The following is a 23,683-nucleotide window of genomic DNA, read 5'->3' on the forward strand; positions in this document are numbered from 1 at the left end:
GCCAGGGTAGGAAAGGCAATCATCTACATTGTACCAAAATTCGACCAAAGCTGCAACAAAAATCCCTGGAGGATCACCCTCCAGGGATTCGTTCTGTTCAGCCCAAATATTTCTCCAGGCAGACCAGCTGTACATCGGGGATGCCGTTAAACACACAGGGGACGATCCCCGCCTCCCAGTAGCCCAGGCCGGCGTACAGCCTCCGGGCGGCGGCATTCCGGGCGTTGGTGTCCATCCGCAGATCGAGACAGCCCTGGTCCAGGGCGTACCGCTCATAAAACCGGACGAACTCCCTCCCGCAGCCCTTTCCCGCCTGGACGGGGTCCACCACCAGGGTGTGGATCACCATCACCTGCTCCGGCGGAATATCCCCATGCCGCCAAGGGACATTGGCGTATTCTGGGACCTGATTCTGGTCGATTTTGGCCGCAGCGGCAACCGCTCCGTCCCGCTCCAGGACAAACAGGGTCCCTGCTTCCAGAGCGTCCAGCGCAGTCTGCTCGGTGGGGTAGACCCCCCGGATCCATCCGACCACCGCACGGCCCTGCTCCTCCTCGGTCAAAATGCGGTCGTAGATGGCCGTGATCTGGGGGATATCCTCCCTAACTGCCCTTCGAACCGTCATAGCGATGCCTCCTATCTGGTGAGAAGTTTTTTCATGCCCTCCTCCAGGCCGTCCACGGTGAGGGGGAACATGGGAAATTCATTGGCGATCGTGTCGTAGGTCTGGGACCAGTAGGCGCCCCAGTCGGGACGGCGGCTGGGGTTGAGCCAGACCGTGTGCCGGAACCGGCCCTTCAGCAGGCGCAGCCAGTCCATACCGCACTTGGGGCCGTCCGCCCGCTCACTCTGGCCGTAGTAGCCGCTCATCAACTCGTAGGGAGCCATCTGAGCGTCCCCCACCAGGATCAGCTTGTAGTCGCTTGGGATGTTGGACAGCACCCAGTCGGTAGAAATGCTGTTTCGGTAGAGCAGGGTGGGGTCCAGATACAGCTTGCTGTAGGGACAGTTGTGAAAATAGTAGACCTTCAGGTCCTTGAAGTGGCCTGACTTGGACACTGCCTGAAACAGGGCGGAGCACAGCTGAGCGTAGTAGTCCATGGAGCCGCCGGAATCCATCAGGAGGAGCACCTTTACCGTGTTCTCCCGGGGCCGTTTGTAGCGCACCTTCAGAACACCGCCGTTGTCCGCGGTGTCCTTGATGGTGTTGTCCACATCGAACTCGGTAGGGGGGAGGTCCACCAGCCCGGAGTACTGCCGCAGGTGGCGCAGGGCCACTTGGAACTGACGGGTATCCAGGGTGTTGTCCCGGCGGAAATCCCGGAATTTCCGCTCCCCCGCCACCCGGAAGGCCCGGCGGTACATGGACTGTCCTCCCACCCGGATGCCCTTGGGGGACAGACCGGAGTTGCCGAACATGGACATGCCGTGGGTACCCACCCAGTAATTGCCGCCGTTGTGCTCCTCGGTCTGCTCCCGCATGCGCTCCTGGAGCATCCGCTCGACCTCCTCCTCGGAAAAACCCATGTTCTTCAGAGCCTGCGCCTCATCCCAGTTGGCGTAATCGGATAATACTTCTGGTTTATTCAGCCAGTCCAATAACTCTTTGGATATCTCCTGCTGGAAGGGGACGTCCCGAAAATACTCCAGAAAGGTGCGGTCGAAGGCGTCGAAGTCCGCCTCGCTCTTCACCAGCAGACAGCGGCACAGGTGGTAGAAGCCGGTAAAGCTGGCGTTGTGGAGATTTTTGTGCAGCCCCTCCATCAGAGCCATCCACTCGGTGAGGGACACCTTTAAGCCGTTTCGCCGCAGCAGATACAGCAAATTCTCAAACACGGCTTCACCTTCCTTCCATCGTCTTTGATGATTGTATCGTCTTTTTATTGAAAAGGCAAGCATATTCTGTTCTGCCAAGTTTCATTATTTTTTTGACAAGTATACTTGACAACATGGTCCCACCGTGCTATGATACCTTCAACGGAGGAGGTCACGGCCGGACCGAGGCCGGGAAATCTTAGAAAGGATCTTTCTTATGGACAAAGACAAAATTCTGGAAAAGAGCCGCAAAGAAAATGAAACGCAGGACGAGATGGAAAAAACCATCCGCGTCGAAGGGGAGTCCTTCAGCCTGGCTCTCACTCTGTTGGTGGGACTTCTTCTGTTTTCTTACAATCGATTGCATGATCTGCCCTCTGACACTATATTCATCATGTTCTGGACCTCCTGCGTTAGTAACCGGCTGTACCGGCTCACCAAGCGGAAGAGTGCCTCTGATCTGATCACCATGATAATCTCTCTTGTCATCCTGGTGTTCTATGTGGTAAAATACTTCTCACAGGGGTGAGGGCATGGACGACCAGTTGGTCCTGAAAAATCGGTTAAAGGTGGCCCGGGCGGAGCGATCCCTGTCCCAGGGGGAGCTGGCCAAACTGGTGGGCGTCTCCCGCCAGACCATCAGTTCCATCGAGACAGGCCAGTTCAATCCCACCGCCAAGCTGGCTCTGGTGCTGTGTGTCGCCCTGGACAAGAAATTCGAGGAGTTGTTCTATTTCGACTGAGAGGGGGCCTGTTAATGGAGGTGTTCGCCATAGGGTTATTCGCCGTGGCAGTAATTGGCATTCCCATCGCCATCCTGCTGCTTAACAACTACGGTTCCAAGCGGGGATGCGGCCGGGGGTGCGCCACCTGCGGCAACCGGGAGATCTGTTATCGGAAGAGGAAAAAGAGGTCACAGGACAAATAATTGTCCTGTGACCTTTTTGTTTATTTAAACTTCTGGCTCTCCGCCACCGCCAGCTGATCACAGCGGTTGTTGAACTCGTTTTCCGCGTGGCCCTTCACCCAATGTAGGTTGACGGTGTGCTTCTCGCACAGGTCCAGCAGCCGGCCCCACAGGTCGGGGTTGAGGGCGGGCTTTTTGTCCGACTTCACCCAGCCCCGGGCCCGCCAGCCCTTGGCCCAGCCCTTGCCCAGACCGTCGATGACGTACTTGCTGTCGGAGTACAGCTCCACCGCGCAGGGTTCCTTCAGGGCCTCCAGGGCGGCGATTACTCCGGTGAGCTCCATGCGGTTGTTGGTGGTCTGGGCCTCGCCCCCGGACAGCTCTTTCCTGTGGCCGTTGTACATCAGGATGGCCCCCCAGCCCCCGGGGCCGGGGTTGCCGGAGCAGGCCCCGTCGGTGTAAATGGTAACTGTCTTCATAGTTAATTCCTTTACAGTTGATTTCTTTTCTCTTTCATCTCCAAGGGTACATGATATCCGCGAAAAAGTCAAATGTCTTTTTGCTGCATCCCATCCCTCTGCCGTAATAATACAGAGCGCAGAAGACTGCAGCTGCGGCAAATAACGGAAAGCCAAAGTACACAATGACAGCTGTGAGTAAAATCTCCACAATTTTAAACTGTGTCATAATACCGCCCATCAAGAGGTATTATAGCATAATTTGTTTGTGTTCAAAGATTAAGCGCGGTCGAAATCCCAACCGCGCTTTTTATTTCCCCAGGCTGTCCAGCTGCTCCAGCCGCCGCTTAGCGCCCGGAACGTTGGAGGGGATATGCTCTTCCTCACTCTGCTTGCTGATCTTACGGGGCAGATTCCATCAGCAGCATATTCATTGGAATTACTCCTTCGGCTGCTCCTCACCAGCTTCCGCGGCTTCTTCCCGTTCGGCCAGGGCCAGGGAGATCACCTTGTCGCCGTCCTCCTTGAAGCGCATGACGATGACCCCCTGGGTGGCCCGGCCGCACTGCTTGATGGTGTCCACATGGGTGCGGATCAGGATGCCCGACTGGGTGACCAGCAGCAGATCCTCGGAGCCGTCCACCACCTTGACCCCTACGATGGGACCGGTCTTCTCGGTGACCATATAGTTCTTGATGCCCATGCCGCCCCGGTTGGTGATGCGGTACTCCTCCACGGGGGTGCGCTTGCCAAAGCCCTTTTCGGTGATGGACAGCACTGTTTTCCCCTCCGCGGCCCGGGCGGCGCCCACCACATAGTCGCCCTCCCGCAGGCGGATGCCCCGGACGCCCACCGCGTCCCGGCCCATGGGCCGCACGTCGTTCTCGTCGAAGCAGACCGCCATGCCGTCGTGGGTGGCGATGAGGATCCGCATAGTCCCGTCGGTCTCCCGGACGGAGACCAGCTCGTCTCCCTCGTCCAGGCGCAGGGCACGGATGCCGTTGTTGCGCAGGTTCTTCAGGGCCTGCACCGGCAGACGTTTCACGGTGCCCTGGCGGGTGACCATGAACAGGAACAGCTCCTTGCCGCTGGTCTCCCGGAAGTGGAGCATGGTCTGGATGCGCTCTCCCTGCTCCACCTGGAGGATGTTGACAATGTTGGTGCCCTTGGCGGTCTTGCCGCTCTCAGGAATCTGGTAGCCCTTCTTCCGGTAGACCTTGCCGGTGTCGGTGAAGAAGAGGATATAGTCGTGGGTGGAGGCGGTGAACACGTCCACCACATAGTCCTCCTCCCGGGTGGTGATCCCCTTCTTGCCCATGCCGCCCTTGGACTGGGCGGCGTACTCGCTCACCGGGGTGCGCTTGATATAACCCGCCTGGGTGAGGGTGAAGACGCACTGCTCCTCCGCGATCAGGTCCTCGATGTCGATCTCGTCCTCCACGTCCTGGATCTCGGTGACCCGGTCGTCGCCATATTTGTCCCGGATGGCGATGAGCTCCTCCTTCAGCACCCCCCGAAGCATCTCCTTGCTGGCCAGCAGCTGGTTGAAGTAGGCGATCTTCTTCTCCAACTCCTCATACTCCGCCTCCAGCTTTTCCCGGTTCAGCCCCTGGAGGGAGATCAGCCGCATGTCGCAGATGGCCTGGGCCTGGGGTTCGTCCAGCTGGAAGCGCTCCATCAGCCGCTCCTTGCCGTTGCTGTAGCTGGTGCGGAGGATGTGGATGACCTCGTCGATGTTGTCCTGGGCGATGAGCAGGCCCTCCAAAATGTGGGCCCGTTCCTGGGCCTTTTTCAGGTCGTATCTGGTGCGGCGGATGATAACCTGCTCCTGGAAGGCGATATACTCGTCCAGCACACCGCGCAGGGACAGCACCCGGGGCTGGAGCTTACCGTTGACCTCCACCAGAGCCAGCATGATGACGGAAAAATTGGTCTGCATGGCCGTCTGCTTGAAGAGCTTGTTCAGCACCACCTGGGCGTTGGCGTCCTTTTTCAGCTCAATGACGATGCGCATGCCGTTGCGGTCCGTCTCGTCCCGCAGGTCGGAGATGCCCTCCAGCCGCTTGTCCTTCACCTGGTCAGCGATGTTTTTGATCATCTGCCTCTTGTTAACCTGGTAGGGAAGCTCGTTGACAATGATGCGGATACGGTCCTTTCCAAACTCCTCGAACTCCGTTCGGGCCCGCAGGACCATCTTGCCCCGGCCGGTGGCGTAGGCCGCCCGGATGCCCGACCGGCCCATAATGATGCCCCGGGTGGGGAAGTCCGGGCCCTTGATGTGCTCCATCAGGTCGGACAGATCGGCCTCCGGATTGTCCAGCACGCAGATGGTAGCGTTGATGACCTCCTTCAGATTGTGGGGCGGGATGTTGGTGGCCATGCCCACGGCGATGCCGCTGGAGCCGTTGACCAGCAGGTTGGGGAACCGGGAGGGGAGCACTCGGGGCTCCTGCCGGCTCTCGTCAAAGTTGGGGTCCCAGTCCACGGTGTCCTTGTCGATGTCCCGCAGCATTTCGTTGGACAGCTTGGACATGCGGGCCTCGGTATAACGGTAGGCCGCCGGGGGATCGCCGTCCACCGAGCCAAAGTTGCCGTGGCCGTCCACCAGCATGTAGCGCATGGAGAAGCTCTGGGCCAGACGGACCATGGCATCGTAAACGCTGGAGTCGCCATGGGGGTGATATTTACCCAAAACGTCACCCACGCAGGTGGCCGACTTTTTGAAGGGCTTATCGCTGGTCAATCCGCTTTCGTACATGGTATACAAAATGCGGCGGTGGACCGGCTTCAGGCCGTCCCGCACGTCGGGCAGGGCCCGGCCCACGATGACCGACATGGCGTATTCAATATAGCTCTTTTCCATCTCCCCGACCAGCTCGGATTCGGTGATCGCCTGGTTGGGGAACGCGATGTCCTCCGGTTTATAATCTCGGTTGTGTGCCATATTTTACCTCATTTCCTCCCGTTACCAGGTCAGCTTCAGCCAGTCCATCCCTGGGTAGGACTCTCCTGTATGGATATACCACTCCACACACTTCGCCGCCAGCTCCCGGTCCCTCATGGTGGTTTTCATGGGGATCTCAGACTGTCCGTCGCTGCATTCTATGGGAGATTCTTCGTCGGAATCCAGATACTCTGGGTCGAAGCAGGACCAGGCCGTGTGCTCCTCATCGTTGGCAATCTGCAAAAAGATCCGCCCGCCGCCTTCGGCGCTCTCCAACTGAAGGAAACCCTCCTCAATCTCCCCATCCTCGTTGGGGGTAAGATACAGGCTCTGGTAAGTCCCATTTCGGACCTTTTCCACCAAATCCTGCACACCAGCTTCGGAAAGGTCCTTGATCTCTGTATCCTCACCGGTGTTGAACTCCTGATTTGCGTAATGGACCCAAATATCCTCCGGCATTGCCGGAACAGGACCTTTTTTGATGATCTCTTCCATGGCAAAATCTCCTTAAAAGTCCAGATTGTCCACATACTGGGCATTTTTTACGATCCAGTCCTTCCGGGGCTCCACCTCCTCGCCCATGAGGACGGTGAAGATCTGATCGGCGGCTACAGCATCGTCCAGGGTGATGCGGCGCAGGGTACGGCGCTCCGGGTCCATGGTGGTCTCCCACAGCTCGTGGGGGTCCATCTCGCCCAGGCCCTTAAAGCGGTTGATCTCCACCTTCACATTGGAGTTGTCTCCCCGCATCTCGGCAGAGATGGCGTCCCGCTCCGGGTCGGAGTAGGCCACCCGCTGCTGTTTACCCCGGGTCAGCTTATACAGCGGCGGCACGGCGGAGTAGACATAGCCCCGTTCAATGAGCGGACGCATATACCGGAAGAAGAAGGTGAGCAGCAGGGTGCGGATGTGGGCGCCGTCCACGTCGGCATCGGCCATGATGATGATCTTATGATAGCGCAGCTTGTCAATGTTGAACTCCTCACCGATGCCCGCGCCCAGGCCCAGCACCAGAGGATAGAGCTTGTCGTTGCCGTAGATTTTGTCCGCTCGGGCCTTTTCCACGTTGAGCATTTTGCCCCACATGGCCAGAATGGCCTGGAACCGGCTGTCCCGCCCCTGGATGGCGGAGCCGGCGGCGGAATCGCCCTCGACGATATACAGCTCGCACAGGGCGGGGTCCCGCTCGTTGCAGTCCTGGAGTTTGTCTGGCATCTGGCCCGATTCCAGCACCGTCTTGCGGCGGACGGACTCTCGGGCTTTCCGGGCGGCCTCCCTGGCCCGGCTGGCCATGAGGGCTTTTTCCAAAATGGCCTTGCCCACGCCGGGATTTTCCTCCAGGAAAATTTCCAGCTTCTCGCTGACCACGTTGTTTACCAAGGTGCGCATTTCGCTGTTGCCCAGCTTGGCCTTGGTCTGGCCCTCAAACTGGGCCTCGGTGAGCTTGACGGAAATAACCACCGTCAGGCCCTCCCGGCAGTCGTCGCCGGAGACCTTTTCCTCCTCCTTGAGCACCTTGATCCTTTTGCCGTAGGCGTTAAGCACGTTGGTCAGCGCCCGCTTGAAGCCCTCCTCGTGCATGCCGCCCTCGGCGGTGTGCACATTGTTGGCAAAGGACACCATAATTTCGTTATAGCCGTCGTTGTACTGCATGGCGATCTCAGCCATGGAGTCCTCACGGGCGCCAGACATATAGATCACATCGGGATGGAGAGGCTCCTTGTTCTGATTGATGAAGGCAACAAATTCCTTGATGCCGCCCTCGTAGCACATGTCGTCCTCCTGCTCCATACCGGGGCGGAGGTCTACCGTCTGAATGCGCAGGCCGGCATTGAGGAAGGCCTCCTCCCGCATGCGGGTGTGGAGGGTGTCGTAGCTGTATTCCAGCGTATCGAACATTTCCGGGTCAGGTTTGAAGGTGACCGTAGTGCCGGTATGGTCAGTTTTGCCCACCACCTTCATCTCCTGGGTGATCTTGCCCCGGGAAAACTTCATCTCATAAATTTCCCCGTTCTTGTGGACCTGGACCTCCAGCCACTCGGACAGGGCGTTGACCACGGACGCGCCCACGCCATGCAGTCCGCCGGACACCTTGTACCCGCCGCCGCCGAACTTGCCGCCGGCGTGGAGGATGGTGAAGACTACCTCCAGGGCTGGTTTTCCCGTCTGGGGCTGGATGTCCACGGGGATGCCCCGGCCGTTGTCGGTGACGGTGATGGTGTTGCCCGGATTGATGGTCACGGTGATATCGGTGCAGTGGCCGGCCAGGGCCTCGTCGATGGAGTTGTCCACGATCTCATACACCAGGTGGTGCAGGCCGGACTCCGAGGTGGAGCCGATATACATGCCCGGGCGCTTGCGCACCGCCTCCAGGCCCTCCAGGACCTGGATCTCCGACCCGCCGTACTCATGGTTGGTCTGGGTGGTGCTCAGTTCGTTCCGCTGGTTCAATTCTTCAGACATAGTTTACCTCCGCGATGTGTTCTCCTGATCTCTTCTCCGCAAGCAGTTATTCGTTCAGATCGTCGTCCGGGTCATAGGAGCCGTCATCTTCGCCGCCGCCCACCAGCTCGGTCGCTCGCATGCGGTGCTTGTCCTTGGCCTCCTCCACATGCTTGTGGATCAGCTCCTTCACCTCCCGGGGGCGCTTTACATGTTTCAGGTCCAGGTGGGGGATACTCTTGTCCGAGGACACCACAGACACTGTCCCCACCCCGAATATGCGCTGGCCCAGGGACATGGTCAGCTGAAGGTCCCGCACCCGGTACAGCAGGACTTCGTCGGATTTCAGATTGAAAAAGCCCGTCTCGCAGAACAGCCGGTCCTCACTGAGGCGGTACCGGGTGAAGGAGAGGGGCAGCCCCAGGCGGCGCTTGCGGTCCTTCCACAGATATTCGATGGATTCCATATTGCAACCTCCTTGTTCCTAAAGCCTCCCTTCGCAAAGGAAGGTGGTATTTGCTACGCTTTTCGTCGCTTGTTTCTACTCTAAGCCGCCCCGTTCCGCCCTGCTTGCCAGGGTGGCGGAGGAGAGGGGGGACATATAGACCACCGGCTCTCCCCACCGGCTGTCCGCCAGGATGAAGGACCGGGGGAGGTCGCTGGTAAGCCAGATGGTCCGGCCTTCCGCCTCCGCACGCTCCAGAAATTCTCGCGTCTTATAGGCCCAGCTGGCGTTATCCAGGTCGAAGACGCCCAAAATATCCCGGTCGGGGAGCATAAAGGACTGGCCTAAATGCAGGTACATTTTTCTACACCAGCTTTCCTTCCCGGATATGAAAGGCTTTTCCGCCCTCCAGGCCCTCCAGCTTCTCCTCCTCGCAGCAGGTGATGAATACCTGTCCCCCCCGGATACGGTTGAGGACGAAGGACTGCCGCTTGGCGTCCAGCTCGGAGAGCACGTCGTCCAGCAGGAGGACGGGCCATTCGCCGGTCTCCTCCTGGCAAATCTCCCGCTGGGCCAGCTTCAGGGAGAGGGCCGCCGTACGGGTCTGGCCCTGGGAGGCGTAAGTTTTTGCGGACTGTCCCCCGACGACAACCGCCAGATCATCCTTGTGGGGCCCGGACAGGCACTGTCTGGAATCGATCTCCGCCTGACGGTGGCTCTCCTGATGGTCCAGCAGCTGGGGAAGCAGGTCCTTGGGCGGACGCTGGGGATCGGTGATCGTAGACACCGTCTCATAGCCCAGCTCCAACCCCTCCCGGCCCCCGGAGAAGTCGGCATGGATGGCGGGTGCGTGCTCCCGCAGCCGCTTGATAAAGTGGGCCCGGTAGTGGATCACAATGGCCCCGGTCTGGGCCATGCGGAGATTGAAGTCGTCCAAGGTCTGGAGCAGGGAGGGGTTGTCCGGCCAGTCCCGGAGGATGCGGGTCTTGTGGTCGTAGAGCCGGTTGTACTCCCCCAGAGCCTGGGCGTACCGGGGCCGCAGCTGGCAGATGGCTCCATCCAGGAATTTCCGCCGCTCCGCCGCCCCCGCCTTAATCAGGGACAGGTCCTCCGGGCAGAACAACACTGTGTTCAGGATCCCGGCCAGCTCCCCGGCGGTCTTCAGCTTGACTCCGTTGGAGTACAGCTGCCGTCCCCGGCCCCGGAACAGCTTGGCTTCCAGGGAAAAATCCCGGTCCCGGCTGAAAACCTCTCCCTTGATGAAGGCGGAGTCCACGTCCAGCATAATCATCTCCCGGTCGTACCGGGCCCGGTGGGACCGGGCGGCGGACAGATAGGCCACCGCCTCCAGCAGGTTGGTCTTGCCCTGGGCGTTGTCGCCGTAGATCAGGTTCACCCGGGGGTCGAACTCCGCCTCCAGATGGGGGTAGTTGCGGAAAAAGTCCAGCTCCAGCCTTTTTACAAGCATGTGACTACAAGCTCCGTCTCGCCGTCGATCACCGCTCTATCCCCAGGACGCAGCTTCTTCCCCCGCATGGCGCAGGGCTCCCCGTTGACGGTTACCCGGCCCTCCTGGATGATAAGCTTGGCGTCTCCGCCCGTCTCCACCGCCCCGGCAAACTTCAGCAGGTCCTGAAGTTTGATATATTCGGTGTGTATCTTGATCTCATGTGATTCCATATAGTAATAATTACCTTCCTTAGTACAAAGACAAATCGCACATAAACTTCCAATAGGTCATTCTCTTTCTCAGCGCAGCCGGGTCCAATGCCATGAGGCAGCTGCGGAACGAACGGTAAAGCCGCTTGTCATTTCTGAAAATGTAGTCCAATTCTGTTTTCTCGGGGTTTCGTTTCAGATAATTGGTCACCTTTGCCGCAAACTCCAGGTAAAACGCCTGCCAGTAGGCCATAGACAGCAGATACTGTTCCAGGCTGCTGTTTACAAACGTAAGCATATCCTCATCCGAGTAGTGCATCCATCTCCAGACGCTTCCGGTTTTCAGTTCCACAATCACCGGCACCAATTCCTCCAGCTTGTTCCACTTGTCGGTTTGGTCCGGCTTGCCAAAGTTGGTCGTGGTGCAGGTGCGGCTCAAACCGCGGGACTCCCCAATCACCAGATACTGTTTCCGTTTGACTGTTTCAATCCTCAAACAGCTGACCCAGAATATGACTCCTGCATAAACGTCCTTTTTGTACTCTGTTTCCTCTTCCGGACTGCGGAAGTCTAAAAATTGGTCCGGCAGGCCCACCTCCATGAGAAAATTCTTGATATTCTGGGGAATCTCCAGGTCTTTCAGCTGATATTCCTCATACCGGCCCAGCTTCGGGTCCTTCAAAAATTCCGGGTCGGGTTCCAATTCCACTTCCGCCTCCCGGACCTGCTGGTAAAGTTGAAGCAGGGAGGGATACTTCATCCAGTTGGGGGTCTGTTTTTGCTGTTCCACGTGAAACCTCCGTTAATTTGCCTTCAGCCGCACGGGCAGAACCATATAGACAAAGTTTTCCTCTCCCTCGGCGGGCAGGATGACGCAGGGGGCCACTCCGGAGGTAAATTCCATACGCAGCCTGCCGGCGGGGGCGGCCTTCAGGGCGTCCATCAGGTACTTGTTGTTGAAGCCGATCTCCAGCCCGCCGCCGTCTCCGCCGGTGGGGCACCGGTCGGCGGCCTCTCCGATGGCGGTTTTGGTGGTGATGTCCACCGCTCCGTCCCCGAACATGCAGCGCAGGGGGGACTTCAGCTTCTCACTGATGATCAGGGATACGCGGTCGATGGAGGACAGCAGGGTGCGGGCGTCCACCTCGATTTTGATGGGGTTGTTCCGGGGAATGGCGTTGCGGTAGGCCAAAAAGTCCCCCTCCAGCCGGCGGCAGACCAGTACGGTGTCGCCCGTCTGGAACAGGATATGCCGCTCTCCCTGGATGATGGTGACCGCGTCCTCCCCGGAGCAGATCTTTTCCACCTCGCTGAGGGCGGAGCCGGGGACGACAAAGGAAAAGGTGTCCGCACCCTTTTTTTCCTCCAGCTCCTCGTGGCGCAGGGCCAGGCGGTAGCCGTCCACGGATACAATGGTCAGCCCGTTCCCCTCCACCTCAAAGAGGGAACCGGTATGGACCGGACGGCTCTCGTTGTCGCTGACGGCAAACAGCGTCTGGCTGATCATGGACCGCAGGACGGGCTGGGCAACAGTCAGTGCGTTCTGCTGGTCCACCGAGGGCAGCTCGGGGAACTCCTCCGGGTCGGTGCCCAGGATGTCGTACTTGGCCAGGCCGCATGTGATATTGACAGTGTAGTTCTGGGAGGTAACGACCACCACGTCGTCCGGCATTTTGCGGATGATCTCGCCAAACAGCCGGGCGGACAGCACCAGGGAGCCGGGCTCCGTAACCTCTGCGGGAACGCTGGCCTGGATGCCGGTCTCCAGGTTGTAGCCGGTGAGGCGCAGGGTCTCGCCGGCTTCGATCAGGATGCCCTCCATGGCGGGGATGGAGCTCTTGGCAGCCACCGCCCGGGAGGTGGTAGATATGGCGCTGGACAGAAGTGCCTTTTCACAGGAGAATTTCATAAACGGTCCCTCCGATTTCGTTTTCTCTCTTCCGGAATAGAAGGAGAGGATTTATAGTTCGTAATAGTAGACAGCAGGCGAAAAATTTGTGGAAAGAGTCCCGAATGCCTTGAGGCTGTAAGGAAAGCGCCTCAACAGGGGGTGTGGAGAACGGGGAGGGGTTTTCCACAGGTCCGCTGTTTTTCCACTGTTCTCCACTCACATTCCACAAAGAACGGTGGAAAACCGGGGCGGCTCTACTCGTACCGGCTGTTGATGTTGGTGGTGATATCCTTGATGATCTCCGCCTTTTCCGGGTCGTTTTTGACCAGGTCCTCAATGCGGTTGATGGCGTTGAGGGCGGTGCTGTGGTCCCGGTTGCCGAACTCTTTGCCGATCTCCTTCAGGGAGAGGTTGGTCATGCGGCGGATCTGGTACATGGCGATCTGCCGCGCAAGGGAGATGTCCTTGGAGCGGCTCTGGCCCCGAAGGATGGAGGGCTCCAGGTTGTAGAACTTGCAGACCTCCTCGATGATCACATCGGCGGTGGGGAGGATGTCGGATTTCTCCTTAAAAATATCCTTTACCGCTCGGATGACGGTGTTTTTATCCACCGCGTCCCCGTTCAGGTCCTGGTAGGCCATAATCTTGTTGACGGTTCCCTCAATCTGCCGCACATTGGCGGTGATGTTCTCAGCGATGAGCTGGATGATGTAGTCGGGCAGCTCCATCCCCATGCGGATGGCCTTGTTTTTGATGATGGCCGTTCTGGTCTCGTAGTCCGGAGGGACGATATCCGCCAGGAGTCCCCATTCAAAGCGGGTTTTCAGCCGGTCTTCCAGCCGAAGCATCTCCTTGGGCGGCCGGTCGGAGGTGAAAACGATCTGCTTTTTCAGCTCGTACAGGGTATTGAAGGTGTGGAACATCTCCTCCTGGGTGGAGTCCCGTCCGGCGATGAACTGCACGTCGTCCATAAGGAAGACGTCCGCTCCCCGGTATTTTTCCCGAAACTCCTGGTTCCGGCCCTCCCGGATGGCGGCGATCAGTTCGTTGGTGAAGGAGTCCCCCTTGATGTAGATGATCCGGTAGTCCGGGTGCTCGGTGTGGATGGTGTGGGCGATGGCGTAGAGCAGATGGGTCTTACCCAGGCCGGACTCGCCGTAGATGAACAGGGGGTTATAGCTCAGCCCCGGGTTTTCCGCCACCTTCCGGGCAGCGGCGTGGGCGAATTTGTTGGAGGAGCCCACCACGAACCGGTCAAAGGTGTACTCCTCCGTTCCGGGGAGGAAGCCGCCCATTCTGGGCTTCTCCAGCTTGTTTCGTTCCCCCTCGCTGAGCACCGTGACCTGAAAGTCGGCGGAAAACAGCTCATGGAGGGCGTTCTGGATGGGGGGAAGATAGCGGGCGGTGATGATCTCCTGCTTGAATTTGGTGGGACTATATAAGACCAGACGGCTCTCCTCCAGAGCCAGGGCCTCGGCGTCGTCGAACCAGGTGTTCAGCGTGGTGGCGGTCATCTCCGCCGACATGAGGGTCTTAACTTTTTCCCAAACTTCCGCGGCGGGATTCATGGCGCTCCTCCTTTTTATTCATTCAAAGCGCCCTCCCCGCTCTGGGCGGAGAAGGCACGAAATCACGTGATTTTCCACACCCTACATTATACCAAAAAACAGACGGGACAGCAAGGTTTTTCCACATTTTTTATTTTAAATGTATGGCCTGAATGGGGCTGGCCTTGTGTGCGAAGAGGAGGGGAACTACAAAATGTGGGAGCTTTGAGGCGGGACCCAGCCATAAAATCATAAAAACTGAAAATCATGGTTGACAGAATCGGTTTTCATCCGCTATAATGTTGGACGTATCTTTCTGCAGAGGCGCTGTCCGCCCTCTGCTGCGCCGTTCGGTCAGGACGGCTGTGACCGCAGACCGCAGTCCCAGCGGGACTGTTGTTGGGCCGGGAGAGCCGGCTTAAAATCTAAACTGAGGAGGTGTCCCCCATGCTTCGTACCTATCAGCCCAAAAAGCGTCAGCGCTCCAAGGAGCACGGCTTCCGCAAGCGTATGGCCACCCGCAATGGCCGCAAGGTGCTGGCCCGCCGCCGCGCTAAGGGCCGCGCCCGTCTGACCCACTGAGGAAGGTGAGGCGGCCAGGCCGCCCCTTTCCCAGTCGTAAAGCGGATCAGACCTGGAACGGGGACGTACAGTTTAGATAGCGCACAAACCAGGGGCGTGGGAGCAATTCCTCCGCCCTATCTGTGCATACGGAGGAAATCATGGAGCATACCATCCCCTTAAAACAAAATCATGAGTTTCGCCGGCTGTACCATAAGGGCAAAAGCGCTGTCTCCCCCTACTTTGTCATCTACTGCCGGAGAACGGGCCGTCCGGTGAGCCGGCTGGGCATCACCACCGGCGTGAAGCTGGGCAACGCGGTGAAGCGCAACCGCGCCCGCCGCCGGATCCGGGAGCTGTACCGCACCCATGAGCGGATGGTGTCCGCCGGGTACGATATCGTCATTGTAGCCCGCACCCGGGTCATGTTCGGCCAGTATGCCGAGCTGGAGCGCAGCTTCTGCCAGCTGATGAAAAAGCTGGGCCTGCTCCTTCCAAACGGGGACAAGCTCCCATGAAACAGGTTCTTTTGGCGTTGATCCGATTTTACCGGCGGACTCTTTCCCCCCTGCGTCCCCCCTGCTGCCGGTTCATCCCCACCTGCTCCCAGTACGCGCTGGAGGCGGTGGAGAAGTACGGCGCCCTGAAGGGAGGCTGGCTGGCTCTGCGCAGGATCGCGAAGTGCCACCCCTTCCACCGGCAGAAGTCCATTGAGTATGACCCTGTCCCATAGGGCTCTGCCGCAATTTGATATGCGGAGGTATCTTTAGTGGGTATTATTTTACAACCCTTTGCCTGGCTGCTGCTGTTTTTTTATAATTTGTTCAGCAGCTATGGTCTTGCGCTGATTCTGTTTGGAATTGTTATTAAGCTGGTGCTCTTTCCGGTGACACTGAAGAGCAAGAAGAGCATGATCCAGACTACCATGCTTTCCGGAAAAATGCAGCAGCTGCAAAAGCAGTACGGCAAGGACAAGGAGCGCTATAACCTGGAGCTCCAGAAACTCTATGAGCGGGAGAAGGTCAACCCTATGGGTGGCTGTCTCTGGTCCCTGATCCCCATGATTGTGCTGATCGCCCTGTTCGGCATCATCCGGGAGCCATTGACCTACTTTATGCACCTTTCTGTGGAGCAGATTCAGGCTCTGGCCGCCCATCTGAATTGGGAGACTGTGTCTGTAGCCAACGGCTGGCTCTCCCAGGCCGCCATGGACCGGCTGAAGGAGCAGTTGGCGGATGGGAAAATCACCAGCCTGTTCCAGCACAATTCCGGCTATAACCAGCTGTATCTGGTCTCACTCATCAATCATGAGAACCTGCCCTCTCTCCAGTCCTTCCTCAATGCGCAGTTTGCCGGGGCGGGGGATCACCTGTTTGTAATGAACTTCCAGTTCCTGGGCCTGGATCTGTCCAGAATTCCAAACTGGAAATTTTGGGCTGGAGGGGTGACCCCCAGTTCCGTCGGCCTGTTTATCCTGCCTATTATCTCGGTGTGCGTGTCCTGGGTGTCTATGAAAGTGTCTATGGCCACCAACCAGATGAATAACCAGACGAAAAACGCTCAGATGGACCAGACCAACAAGATGATGATGTGGATGATGCCGCTGATGTCCCTGTGGATCGGTTTCACCGTTCCCGCCGGTCTGTCTGTATACTGGATCTCGCAGTATTTCATACAGATGATCCAGGAAATTATCTGCGGAAAAATGCTGAAGAAGGACTACGAGGCCGCCCGGGAGGCCGCCGCCAGGCGGGAGGCCGAGGAGAAGGAAGAGGAGAAGCGCCGCAAGGAGGAGGCCCGTCTGGAGCGCCAGCGCCGGATCGAGGAGGAGAAAAAGAACCGCGGCAAGAAAAAGCCTGGCCAGAAAAAGGACAAGGAACCTGACCAGGAGGGGATCAACCGGGAGGACAGCCGGGAAGGCATCCGGGCCTACGCCAGGGGCCGCGCCTATATTCCCAACCGGTACGGCGGCGTGACTCCTTATACCGACCCCAATCAGCTGTTCCGGGCCATTGAGGCCGCCGGAGCGGACAAGAAGGGAAAGAAAAAATCCGCCAAGACCGAGGAGAAGGTGGATGCCTTCCAGGCTGGAGCCATCCAGATTCCGGAGAGCAAGCCCACCGAGCCCGTGTCCCCGGCCGAAGAGACCGCCCCCGCCCCCATTGAGGCTCCCGTGGAGACTGAGGAGATCGAAGTGGAAGTGGAGGAGATCGAGGTCGAGGTGGACGAAGATGAAAATAAGGAGGGCTAAGTGATGTTAAAGTGGATCGAAACCACCGGGCGCTCCGAGGAGGACGCCATTGCCGCCGCCCTGTTCCAGCTGGGCCTGGAGCGTGACGACGTTTCAGTAGAAGTGATCGAGCGGGCCAAGTCCGGCTTCCTGGGCTTTGGCAGCAATCCGGCCAAGGTCCGGGTGAGCTACAACGAGGTGGATGGCAAGGCCCGGCCCATCAGCGACGAGTCCCTGCTGGAGCCGGAGGCGCCCCAGCCGGTTCCCGTGTTCAAGGTGGAACAGCCCGCTCCGGCGAAGGAGGAGACGGTGCTTCCTGCGGCCAAGCCGGCAGCGAAGCCGAAGGCTCCCGTAGCCAAGGCGGAGGCCCCCGCCGCCCCTGTGGAGGAGGAGACCATTCTCTCCGCAAAGCCGGGAATGGCTCCCCCCAGGGCGCGTCACTCCAAGCCGGAGCGAAAGGAGCGTCCCCGTCGGGAGAACCGGCTGCAGGAGGGTGACGAGGTCCTGATTGGCGGCCCCTCCAAGCCTGTATCCCATGAGCCGGTCACGATGGAGCCGGTCAGCCCTGAGGATGAGAGGGCCGGTCAGATTCGAACCTTTCTCATGGGACTGCTCTCCCACCTTCAGGTGGAGGCTTCTCCGGAAATTTTCATCACCAACGAGGGCAATTATAAGGTGATCCTTCAGGGGAAGGACCTGGGCGCCATCATCGGCCGCCGGGGGGAAACTCTGGACGCTATTCAGCAGCTCACCAGCTACACAGTGAACAGGGGACAGTCTAAGCGGGTGCGCATTCACGTGGATGCCGAAGGCTATCGGGCCAAGCGGGAGGAGTCTCTCCAGCGGCTGGCCCTCAAGGTGGCGGGCAAGGTGGTCAAGTATCGGAAGAATATGACTCTGGAGCCTATGAATGCCTATGAGCGCCATGTCATCCATACTGCGCTTCAGGACTTCAAGGGCGTTACCACCTACTCCACCGGCGTGGAGCCCAACCGCCGCACCGTGGTGGCCTACGCCCCCCATCAGAGATAAATTTTTGGCGGAAGGGAGGACCCTTCCGCTTTTTTGAAGGTGATTCTATGCCAACCCCCCTTTATGACGCCCTGAACGAGTATGCCGCCCGGCGCCCCGCCCGCTATCACATGCCGGGACACAAAGGAAAATTTCTGCCCCTTCCGGAGCTGATGGGGCTGGCCCCGCTGGATGTTACCGAGCTGACTCCTACCGGGAATCTGTACACCGCCGGGGCCCCCTTCGATGAGGCCCAGCGGCTGTGGGCGGATCTGTTCGGATTTGAAGTCTGCCAGTTTTTGACCGGCGGTTCCACCATGGGTATCCACACCGGACTGGCTCTGTGCGCCCAGCCAGGGAGCCGGGTGCTCGTTGACCGGAACTGCCACCGGGCCGTCTTTCACGCTCTGGCCCTGCTGGACCTGGAGCCGGTCTATCTGGAGCGGCCCTGGCTGGAGTCGGAGCAGCTGATCGGCCCTGTTTCCCCGGAACTGGTGGATAAAATGCTGTGTCAGAATCCGGATATTAAAACGGTCTGTATTACTTCTCCGACCTATGCCGGAGTGTTGTCAGATATTAAGGCTGTTTCCCGCATGGTTCACGCTCACGGTGGAACGCTTTTCGTGGACGGCGCACATGGGGCGCACCTGCCCTTTCTAGGAGAGGCGACCTGCTATTGGGAGGCGGACGCTGTGGTGGTCAGCGCCCACAAGACCCTCCCTGCTATGGGGCAGTCGGCCCTGCTGTTTGTCAACTGGATGGAGTTGGACCGGGTGAGGCAGATGGCCTCGGTGTATGGCAGCTCCAGCCCCTCCTATCCGATGATGGCCAGTCTGGACGCAGCCCGTCAATGGCTTGTGGACGGAGGGGCGCTGGATTATATGCGTACGGCCAGCCGCGTGGCCCGGCTGCGGGAGAGGTTTCCTGCGCTGCAAAGCGGCGAGGTTGTGCAGCTGGACCCCTGCCGCTTTACCCTCAGGGTCAAGGACGGCCCCGCCTTCGCGAAGGAGCTGGAGGCGCGGGGGATCTACCCTGAGATGGTGGACGGCGGCCATGTGGTTTTCATCTGCACCGCTCAGGACAGCGATGAGGATTTTGACCATCTGGAGCAGGTGCTGGAGGAGCTGCGGGATGGAATGGGGGATTGCCCAGCCATCCCTGCGCCCCCTCTGCCAAAGCGGGTACTCTCTCCGCGGCAGGCGCTCTTTGCGGGCAGCCGGACCTGTCCGCTGAGGGACTGCGAGGGGGAGGTCTCCGCCTGTCAGATCGCTCCTTATCCCCCTGGTGTGCCTGTGGTTGCGCCTGGGGAGCATATTTCAAAAAAAGAGCTGGCCTATTTACAGGAAATAGGGTATAATATGCTGTCAGATATACGAGTTGTTTCCAGATAGACGGGCAGTTTTCTTCACGGCCTCGATGGAAACGGATGCCGGGAGGTTACAGCATGAACCTTACAGCCCTCAAAGGAAATGAGCGGGTCAAGGAGCAGCTCTCTCAGCAGGAGCGGGGGAGGGGACTGTCCCACGCCTATATCCTCTCCGGTCCGGGGGGATCGGGGCGGCATACCCTGGCCCGGCTGCTGGCGGCGGGACTGCTCTGTGATTCCCGGGGGGAAAAGCCCTGCGGACAGTGCGGGTCCTGCCTGAAGGTGGGGAAAGGTGTGCATCCCGATGTGTCTGTCATCGCCGGGCCCGGGAAAGGGAAGTCCATTACGGTGGATCAGGTGCGCGCCCTGCGGAGCGACGCTTATATTCGTCCAAACGAGGGGAGCCGGAAGGTCTACCTTCTGGAGGATGCGGATCAGATGAACGCCTCCGCTCAGAACGCGATGCTGAAGCTGCTGGAGGAGGGCCCGCGCTACGCCTCCTTTCTGCTCATTGCCAACAACGCGGATGCCCTCTTGGAGACGGTGCGGTCCCGCTGTGAGGAGCTGGATCTGCTCCCGGCCGGCCGGCCGGCGGAGGCCGCTGGCGGTCCGGAGCGTTCTGAGTTGGTGAGCAGAATGGCCAATGCCCTGGAAGGGACGGATGAGCTGAAGCTGCTGGAGATGGCGGTGGAATTTACCGCAAAGCAGAGTCAGGACGATCTGCTTACCCTGCTGAACGCGCTGGAGGAGGAGCTGTGCGCCAGGGCGGTCCGGAGGGGCGGGGGGAGCCGTCTTCTGCGGGCGGTGGAGCTGGTAAAGCAGCTGAGAGGCGCGGCCCGGCTCAATCTGAATGGCAGTCAGCTGTCCGGCTGGCTGTGCGCGGGAATGTTTGAGGACCTGTAATAACAGGATTTAATATATCAAGGAGAATATACGAATGGTAGAGATCATCAGTATCCGTTTTAAGAGCGGAGGCAAGGAATATTACTTTAATCCAAACGGCATTCAGTTCCAGGTTGGGGATGGCGTGATCGTGGAGACGGCCCGTGGGACGGAGTACGCCCAATGTGTGCGGAGCAACAACATGGTGGATGAGATCGACCTTACGGCTCCGCTGCGTCCGGTGGTGCGGAAGGCCACCCAGGAGGACGCGCGGTTGATGGAGCGGAACAAGGATCGGGAGAAGCACGCCTTTTCGGTCTGCCAGGCGAAAATCCTGGAGCACGGCCTGGATATGAAGCTGGTCAGCGCCGAGTACAGCTTTGATGGCAGTAAGATTCTCTTCTTCTTCACTTCTGAGGGGCGGGTGGATTTCCGCGCCCTGGTAAAGGACCTGGCTGGCGCCCTCCATACCCGCATCGAGCTGCGGCAGATCGGGGTGCGGGACGAGGCCAAGCTGCTGGGCGGGCTGGGTATTTGCGGAAAGCCCTTTTGCTGTTCCCAGTTTTTGGATGATTTCCAGCCTGTTTCCATCAAGATGGCCAAGACTCAGAACCTGTCTCTCAACCCCACCAAGATTTCCGGAACCTGCGGGCGGCTGATGTGCTGCCTGAAGTACGAGCAGGAGGCTTATGAGGATCTGGTAAAAAAAGCGCCCAAGCAGGAGTCCTTTGTAGAGACCCCTGATGGAGCAGGCACCGTTTCCAGCGTAAATCTGCTGCGTCAAACGGTGCAGGTCCGGCTGGAGTCCGACCCCGACACCCCCAGATGTTATCACAACTGTGAGCTGTGCGTGATCCGCAGCGGCAAGGGAAAGCGTCCCGAGGGCTATGTGGAGCCCCCTCTGGAGGAGCTGGCCAAGCTGCGCCGCCAGGATGCCGGCGCTTCTGCTCCGGTGACCGAGGAGGCCAGTCTGGCCGCCGCCATTGAGGCGGCCTTTCCCAGCCGGGAGCGGAAGCAGCCCGTCCCCCATGAGGAGCGGGAGGAGCGCCAGCCAAATCACCGCCGCCGCAGGCCCAAGGGCGAGGGTGGCGAACAGCGTCCCCCTCGGGAGGGAGCGCCGGAGTCCGGGGGGAAGGAGGAGCGGCAGGATTCGAAGCCCCGGGAGGAGGGCGGTGAGTTCCGGCCCAACCGCCGCCGCCGCCGCAGGCCCAGAGGGGGCGGAGGGAAGCCCTCCTCGCCTCAGCAGTAGAGAATAAGATGGGGCCCGGCCGTGTATTTGCGTCCGGGCTCCGGATTTTTGTAAAGGAAGTGGAGCGGATGGCCGGTTTTTGGAACGCGGTCTCAGCCTGTGTAGTGCTGCTGATGCTCATGTCGGTGGGCTATTTCATGGGCGTATGGGGTTGGCTGACCTCAAAGGAAAAAAAGTTTATCAGTAAGTTTATTGTGAACATTGCGGTGCCCTGCAACTGTCTTGTGGGTCTGTTGAACAATCTGGACCGGGGCAGCCTGGTCCAGGCGGGCGGCATGGTGCTGGCCGGGGTGCTGGCGGTGGTCTGCAGTCTGCTGCTTTCCGCGCTGGCGGCCACCCTGCTCCGCCTCCCTCGGGAGCGGTGGGGAGTCTTTGTGGCGATGGCGGGCCTGTCCAACACGATTTTTATCGGGATACCGGTGTGTACACAGCTGTTTGGCGAGGTCAGTATGCCCTATATCATGCTGTACTATCTGGGACATACCTCCTTCCTCCAGTCGGTGGGGGTCATGCTGGTGGGGCGGGCGGGCACCAGATCCAGGGGGAGGACCGGCGCGGCAGCCTTTTTTAAGGACTTGTTTTCCAAGCCCCCGATCCTCTCGGTGCTGCTGTCCATCCTTCTGCTGGTCCTGGACCTGCGCCCTCCCGCCACGGTCATGAAGTTTGCCAGCTACATCAGCGGGGCAGTGTCCCCTCTGGCTTTGATCTACTGCGGATTCATTGTCTATGAGGTGGGGCTGAAAAACCTGCACTTCCTGCGGGGGCTGCCCACTATGCTGGTGATGCGGCTGGCGCTTTCCCCTGTGATCTGCCTGGCCTGCTGCTCCCTGCTGGGCATGGAGGGCCTGCCCCTCCAGGTGTTTGTGGTGGAGAGTGCTCTGCCGGTGGTCAGTCAGGTGCCGGTGATGGCGGGAGAGTATGGCGCTGATGAGAAGTATGCCGCCACCGGCTCCTGCCTGTCGATCTTGGCCAGCTTTCTTACGATCCCAGTTTTGATGCTAATTTTGAGTTGAACAAAGGGCTGCCAGAAATGGCAGTCCTTTTTCATGAAAGCAGTCCCAGGTCGTATTTCCAGCCCAGCACCCGGGAGACAGCCTCGTCTACCCGGTCCGGCGGCAGGATGCCCTCTTCAATTGCGGTCAGCACTTGGGAAAACTCCTTTTGAAATTCGGATGTGACCACCATATCGCATCCGGCGGCCAGGGCCAGCACAGCGGGGCTTTGCTCCTGTTTCTTGGCAAATTTGGTGATTGCGTTCATAGCCAGGTCGTCTGTGAGCGTGGGGCCATAGAAGCCCAGTTCCTCCCGGAGTATGTCATAGACGGCGGGGGAGAGGGAAGCGGGCCGGTCCGGGTCCATGCAGGTGACGATGTTGTGGGAGACCAGTACGGCAGCGGTTCCGTCGCTGGCCTCAATTCCGGCCTGGAAGGGGAGAAAATCGCTGGTGCGAAAGGTTTCAATGGGCCGTTCGTCTATGGCAATTCCGGTGTGGGTGTCGGTGTTGTCTCCGTAGCCTGGGAAGTGTTTCATGACGGTGCCCACGCCGATTTGTGCGCCGTTGCTGCCCCTTATCACAGCTGCCACATAGTCCGCTGTCGCGGCGGCGTCCTTGCCAAGGGTGCGGTCATAAATGAAGCTGTTTGGGTCGGTGGAGACATCGCACACGGGAGCGAAGTTGACGTTGATGCCGAAACGCAGCAGATTGTTGTTTTTCTCAAAACTATCCCTGGCGAAGACATTGTACTCTGTGGATTGGTGCTTGTCCAGCCACTGAGGGGATTTGCAGCGCTCCTCAAAGAGGTTGGGGTTCCGGCTGGCGCGGATTACAACGCCCCCCTCCTCGTCGGCGCCAATCAGCATGGGGATGGCGGAAGCGTCCTGACAGGCTTGGATGGCCTGTGTCACCTCTTCCGCGGTGAGCCAGTCGCCCAGGGTGTTTTTGAAATTCTGCGTGAAGAGAAGATATCCCCCCAGGTGATATTCCGCCGCCAATTCCGGGGCATTGACGGTGGGACAGCGGACAAAGAAAAGTTGTCCCGCCTTTTCCTCCACCGTCATAGTGGACAGCAGGTCATCAATGGTTTCCTGTCTGGGGTCGGGTTCCGGCTCCGGGATTGTTACAGGCGCGAAGGCGGACTGGTCCTCTTCTGCCGGAGGGGAGGGGGGAGGCGTGCTCGCGTCCTCCACAGGACTGGCGGCACATCCCGCCAGCAGCAGACCCGTGAGCAGGAGTATAAGATATCGTTTCATATTGCATCCTCGCATAGGAAAGCTGC

The 23,683-nt window shown here is 59.2% G+C and carries 26 protein-coding genes; 12 read left to right on the plus strand and 14 right to left on the minus strand.

Annotated features, from left to right (window positions below; genetic code table 11):
* Positions 1 to 97 precede the first annotated feature (97 nt).
* A complete protein-coding gene (locus VV088_RS17505) occupies positions 98 to 625 on the minus strand; it encodes a GNAT family N-acetyltransferase (RefSeq protein WP_334601963.1) in 528 nt (175 codons plus the stop codon).
* Positions 626 to 636: 11 nt separating this feature from the next.
* The gene (locus tag VV088_RS17510) at positions 637 to 1,836 is read right to left on the minus strand and encodes a vWA domain-containing protein (RefSeq protein ID WP_334601964.1); all 1,200 of its coding nucleotides are present in this window, start codon (positions 1,834 to 1,836) and stop codon (positions 637 to 639) included.
* A gap of 196 nt (positions 1,837 to 2,032) precedes the next feature.
* On the opposite strand from VV088_RS17510, the gene VV088_RS17515 reads away from it, so the two are divergent.
* The 3 genes from VV088_RS17515 to VV088_RS17525 are packed head-to-tail and all read left to right on the plus strand — an operon-like array spanning position 2,033 to position 2,743.
* Positions 2,033 to 2,344 (plus strand): DUF6442 family protein, encoded by a 312-nt coding sequence (locus VV088_RS17515; RefSeq protein WP_334601965.1) that lies wholly within the window; start codon positions 2,033 to 2,035, stop codon positions 2,342 to 2,344.
* 4 nt (positions 2,345 to 2,348) lie between these two features.
* Positions 2,349 to 2,558 carry a helix-turn-helix transcriptional regulator gene (locus tag VV088_RS17520; protein ID WP_160662676.1) on the plus strand — a complete coding sequence of 70 codons (210 nt, stop codon included), beginning with the start codon at positions 2,349 to 2,351 and terminating at the stop codon, positions 2,556 to 2,558.
* Positions 2,559 to 2,572: 14 nt separating this feature from the next.
* Positions 2,573 to 2,743: a hypothetical protein gene (locus VV088_RS17525; RefSeq protein ID WP_334601966.1), complete on the plus strand. Its 171-nt coding sequence runs from the start codon at positions 2,573 to 2,575 to the stop codon at positions 2,741 to 2,743.
* A gap of 20 nt (positions 2,744 to 2,763) precedes the next feature.
* Here the strand turns inward: VV088_RS17525 and rnhA are convergent, their stop codons facing one another.
* The 11 genes from rnhA to dnaA all read right to left on the minus strand — a co-directional run bounded on the left by rnhA (position 2,764) and on the right by dnaA (position 14,129).
* Complete coding sequence (rnhA, locus tag VV088_RS17530; RefSeq protein WP_334601967.1) at positions 2,764 to 3,201, minus strand: ribonuclease HI; 438 nt, start codon at positions 3,199 to 3,201, stop codon at positions 2,764 to 2,766.
* Positions 3,202 to 3,619: 418 nt separating this feature from the next.
* Positions 3,620 to 6,124: a DNA gyrase subunit A gene (gene gyrA, locus VV088_RS17535; protein ID WP_334601968.1), complete on the minus strand. Its 2,505-nt coding sequence runs from the start codon at positions 6,122 to 6,124 to the stop codon at positions 3,620 to 3,622.
* Between the two features lie 21 nt (positions 6,125 to 6,145).
* Positions 6,146 to 6,619, minus strand: coding sequence for a hypothetical protein (locus VV088_RS17540; RefSeq protein ID WP_334601969.1), 474 nt, complete (start codon positions 6,617 to 6,619; stop codon positions 6,146 to 6,148).
* A 12-nt stretch (positions 6,620 to 6,631) separates the two neighbouring features.
* Positions 6,632 to 8,587, minus strand: coding sequence for a DNA topoisomerase (ATP-hydrolyzing) subunit B (gyrB, locus tag VV088_RS17545; RefSeq protein WP_334601970.1), 1,956 nt, complete (start codon positions 8,585 to 8,587; stop codon positions 6,632 to 6,634).
* 46 nt (positions 8,588 to 8,633) lie between these two features.
* Positions 8,634 to 9,032 carry a PH domain-containing protein gene (locus tag VV088_RS17550; protein WP_334601971.1) on the minus strand — a complete coding sequence of 133 codons (399 nt, stop codon included), beginning with the start codon at positions 9,030 to 9,032 and terminating at the stop codon, positions 8,634 to 8,636.
* A 75-nt stretch (positions 9,033 to 9,107) separates the two neighbouring features.
* Positions 9,108 to 9,371 (minus strand): extracellular matrix regulator RemB, encoded by a 264-nt coding sequence (gene remB / locus VV088_RS17555; RefSeq protein ID WP_334601972.1) that lies wholly within the window; start codon positions 9,369 to 9,371, stop codon positions 9,108 to 9,110.
* A 4-nt stretch (positions 9,372 to 9,375) separates the two neighbouring features.
* A complete protein-coding gene (recF, locus tag VV088_RS17560) occupies positions 9,376 to 10,479 on the minus strand; it encodes a DNA replication/repair protein RecF (RefSeq protein WP_334601973.1) in 1,104 nt (367 codons plus the stop codon).
* On the minus strand, positions 10,470 to 10,691 hold the full coding sequence (locus tag VV088_RS17565) for an RNA-binding S4 domain-containing protein (RefSeq protein WP_334601974.1): 222 nt from the start codon (positions 10,689 to 10,691) through the stop codon (positions 10,470 to 10,472). Before VV088_RS17565 ends, recF begins: the two co-directional genes overlap by 10 nt.
* Before the next feature lie 19 nt (positions 10,692 to 10,710).
* Positions 10,711 to 11,460 (minus strand): SUKH-4 family immunity protein, encoded by a 750-nt coding sequence (locus tag VV088_RS17570; RefSeq protein WP_334601975.1) that lies wholly within the window; start codon positions 11,458 to 11,460, stop codon positions 10,711 to 10,713.
* Between the two features lie 12 nt (positions 11,461 to 11,472).
* Entirely contained in the window at positions 11,473 to 12,579 is a 1,107-nt protein-coding gene (gene dnaN, locus VV088_RS17575) for a DNA polymerase III subunit beta (RefSeq protein WP_334601976.1), read from the minus strand.
* A gap of 236 nt (positions 12,580 to 12,815) precedes the next feature.
* Positions 12,816 to 14,129 (minus strand): chromosomal replication initiator protein DnaA, encoded by a 1,314-nt coding sequence (dnaA, locus tag VV088_RS17580; RefSeq protein ID WP_334601977.1) that lies wholly within the window; start codon positions 14,127 to 14,129, stop codon positions 12,816 to 12,818.
* A 426-nt stretch (positions 14,130 to 14,555) separates the two neighbouring features.
* Here dnaA and rpmH point away from each other — a divergent pair, with 426 nt between their 5' ends.
* The 9 genes from rpmH to VV088_RS17625 all read left to right on the plus strand — a co-directional run bounded on the left by rpmH (position 14,556) and on the right by VV088_RS17625 (position 22,420).
* Complete coding sequence (gene rpmH / locus VV088_RS17585) at positions 14,556 to 14,690, plus strand: 50S ribosomal protein L34 (RefSeq protein ID WP_040649988.1); 135 nt, start codon at positions 14,556 to 14,558, stop codon at positions 14,688 to 14,690.
* A gap of 140 nt (positions 14,691 to 14,830) precedes the next feature.
* Complete coding sequence (gene rnpA / locus VV088_RS17590; protein ID WP_334601978.1) at positions 14,831 to 15,187, plus strand: ribonuclease P protein component; 357 nt, start codon at positions 14,831 to 14,833, stop codon at positions 15,185 to 15,187.
* The gene (gene yidD / locus VV088_RS17595; RefSeq protein ID WP_334601979.1) at positions 15,184 to 15,402 is read left to right on the plus strand and encodes a membrane protein insertion efficiency factor YidD; all 219 of its coding nucleotides are present in this window, start codon (positions 15,184 to 15,186) and stop codon (positions 15,400 to 15,402) included. Before rnpA ends, yidD begins: the two co-directional genes overlap by 4 nt.
* A gap of 36 nt (positions 15,403 to 15,438) precedes the next feature.
* A complete protein-coding gene (locus tag VV088_RS17600; protein ID WP_334601980.1) occupies positions 15,439 to 16,920 on the plus strand; it encodes a YidC/Oxa1 family membrane protein insertase in 1,482 nt (493 codons plus the stop codon).
* A gap of 3 nt (positions 16,921 to 16,923) precedes the next feature.
* Complete coding sequence (gene jag, locus VV088_RS17605; RefSeq protein WP_334601981.1) at positions 16,924 to 17,931, plus strand: RNA-binding cell elongation regulator Jag/EloR; 1,008 nt, start codon at positions 16,924 to 16,926, stop codon at positions 17,929 to 17,931.
* A gap of 47 nt (positions 17,932 to 17,978) precedes the next feature.
* Positions 17,979 to 19,301, plus strand: coding sequence for an aminotransferase class I/II-fold pyridoxal phosphate-dependent enzyme (locus VV088_RS17610; RefSeq protein WP_334601982.1), 1,323 nt, complete (start codon positions 17,979 to 17,981; stop codon positions 19,299 to 19,301).
* A 53-nt stretch (positions 19,302 to 19,354) separates the two neighbouring features.
* The gene (locus tag VV088_RS17615; RefSeq protein ID WP_334601983.1) at positions 19,355 to 20,179 is read left to right on the plus strand and encodes a DNA polymerase III subunit; all 825 of its coding nucleotides are present in this window, start codon (positions 19,355 to 19,357) and stop codon (positions 20,177 to 20,179) included.
* 34 nt (positions 20,180 to 20,213) lie between these two features.
* The gene (locus VV088_RS17620) at positions 20,214 to 21,407 is read left to right on the plus strand and encodes a PSP1 domain-containing protein (RefSeq protein WP_334601984.1); all 1,194 of its coding nucleotides are present in this window, start codon (positions 20,214 to 20,216) and stop codon (positions 21,405 to 21,407) included.
* Positions 21,408 to 21,475: 68 nt separating this feature from the next.
* A complete protein-coding gene (locus tag VV088_RS17625) occupies positions 21,476 to 22,420 on the plus strand; it encodes an AEC family transporter (RefSeq protein WP_334601985.1) in 945 nt (314 codons plus the stop codon).
* 31 nt (positions 22,421 to 22,451) lie between these two features.
* Here VV088_RS17625 and VV088_RS17630 read toward each other — a convergent pair whose 3' ends face one another.
* Positions 22,452 to 23,657 (minus strand): glycoside hydrolase family 3 N-terminal domain-containing protein, encoded by a 1,206-nt coding sequence (locus tag VV088_RS17630; protein WP_334601986.1) that lies wholly within the window; start codon positions 23,655 to 23,657, stop codon positions 22,452 to 22,454.
* Positions 23,658 to 23,683 lie beyond the last annotated feature (26 nt).

This window comes from Lawsonibacter sp. JLR.KK007 (assembly GCF_036941135.1).
Lineage (GTDB): Bacteria > Bacillota > Clostridia > Oscillospirales > Oscillospiraceae > Lawsonibacter.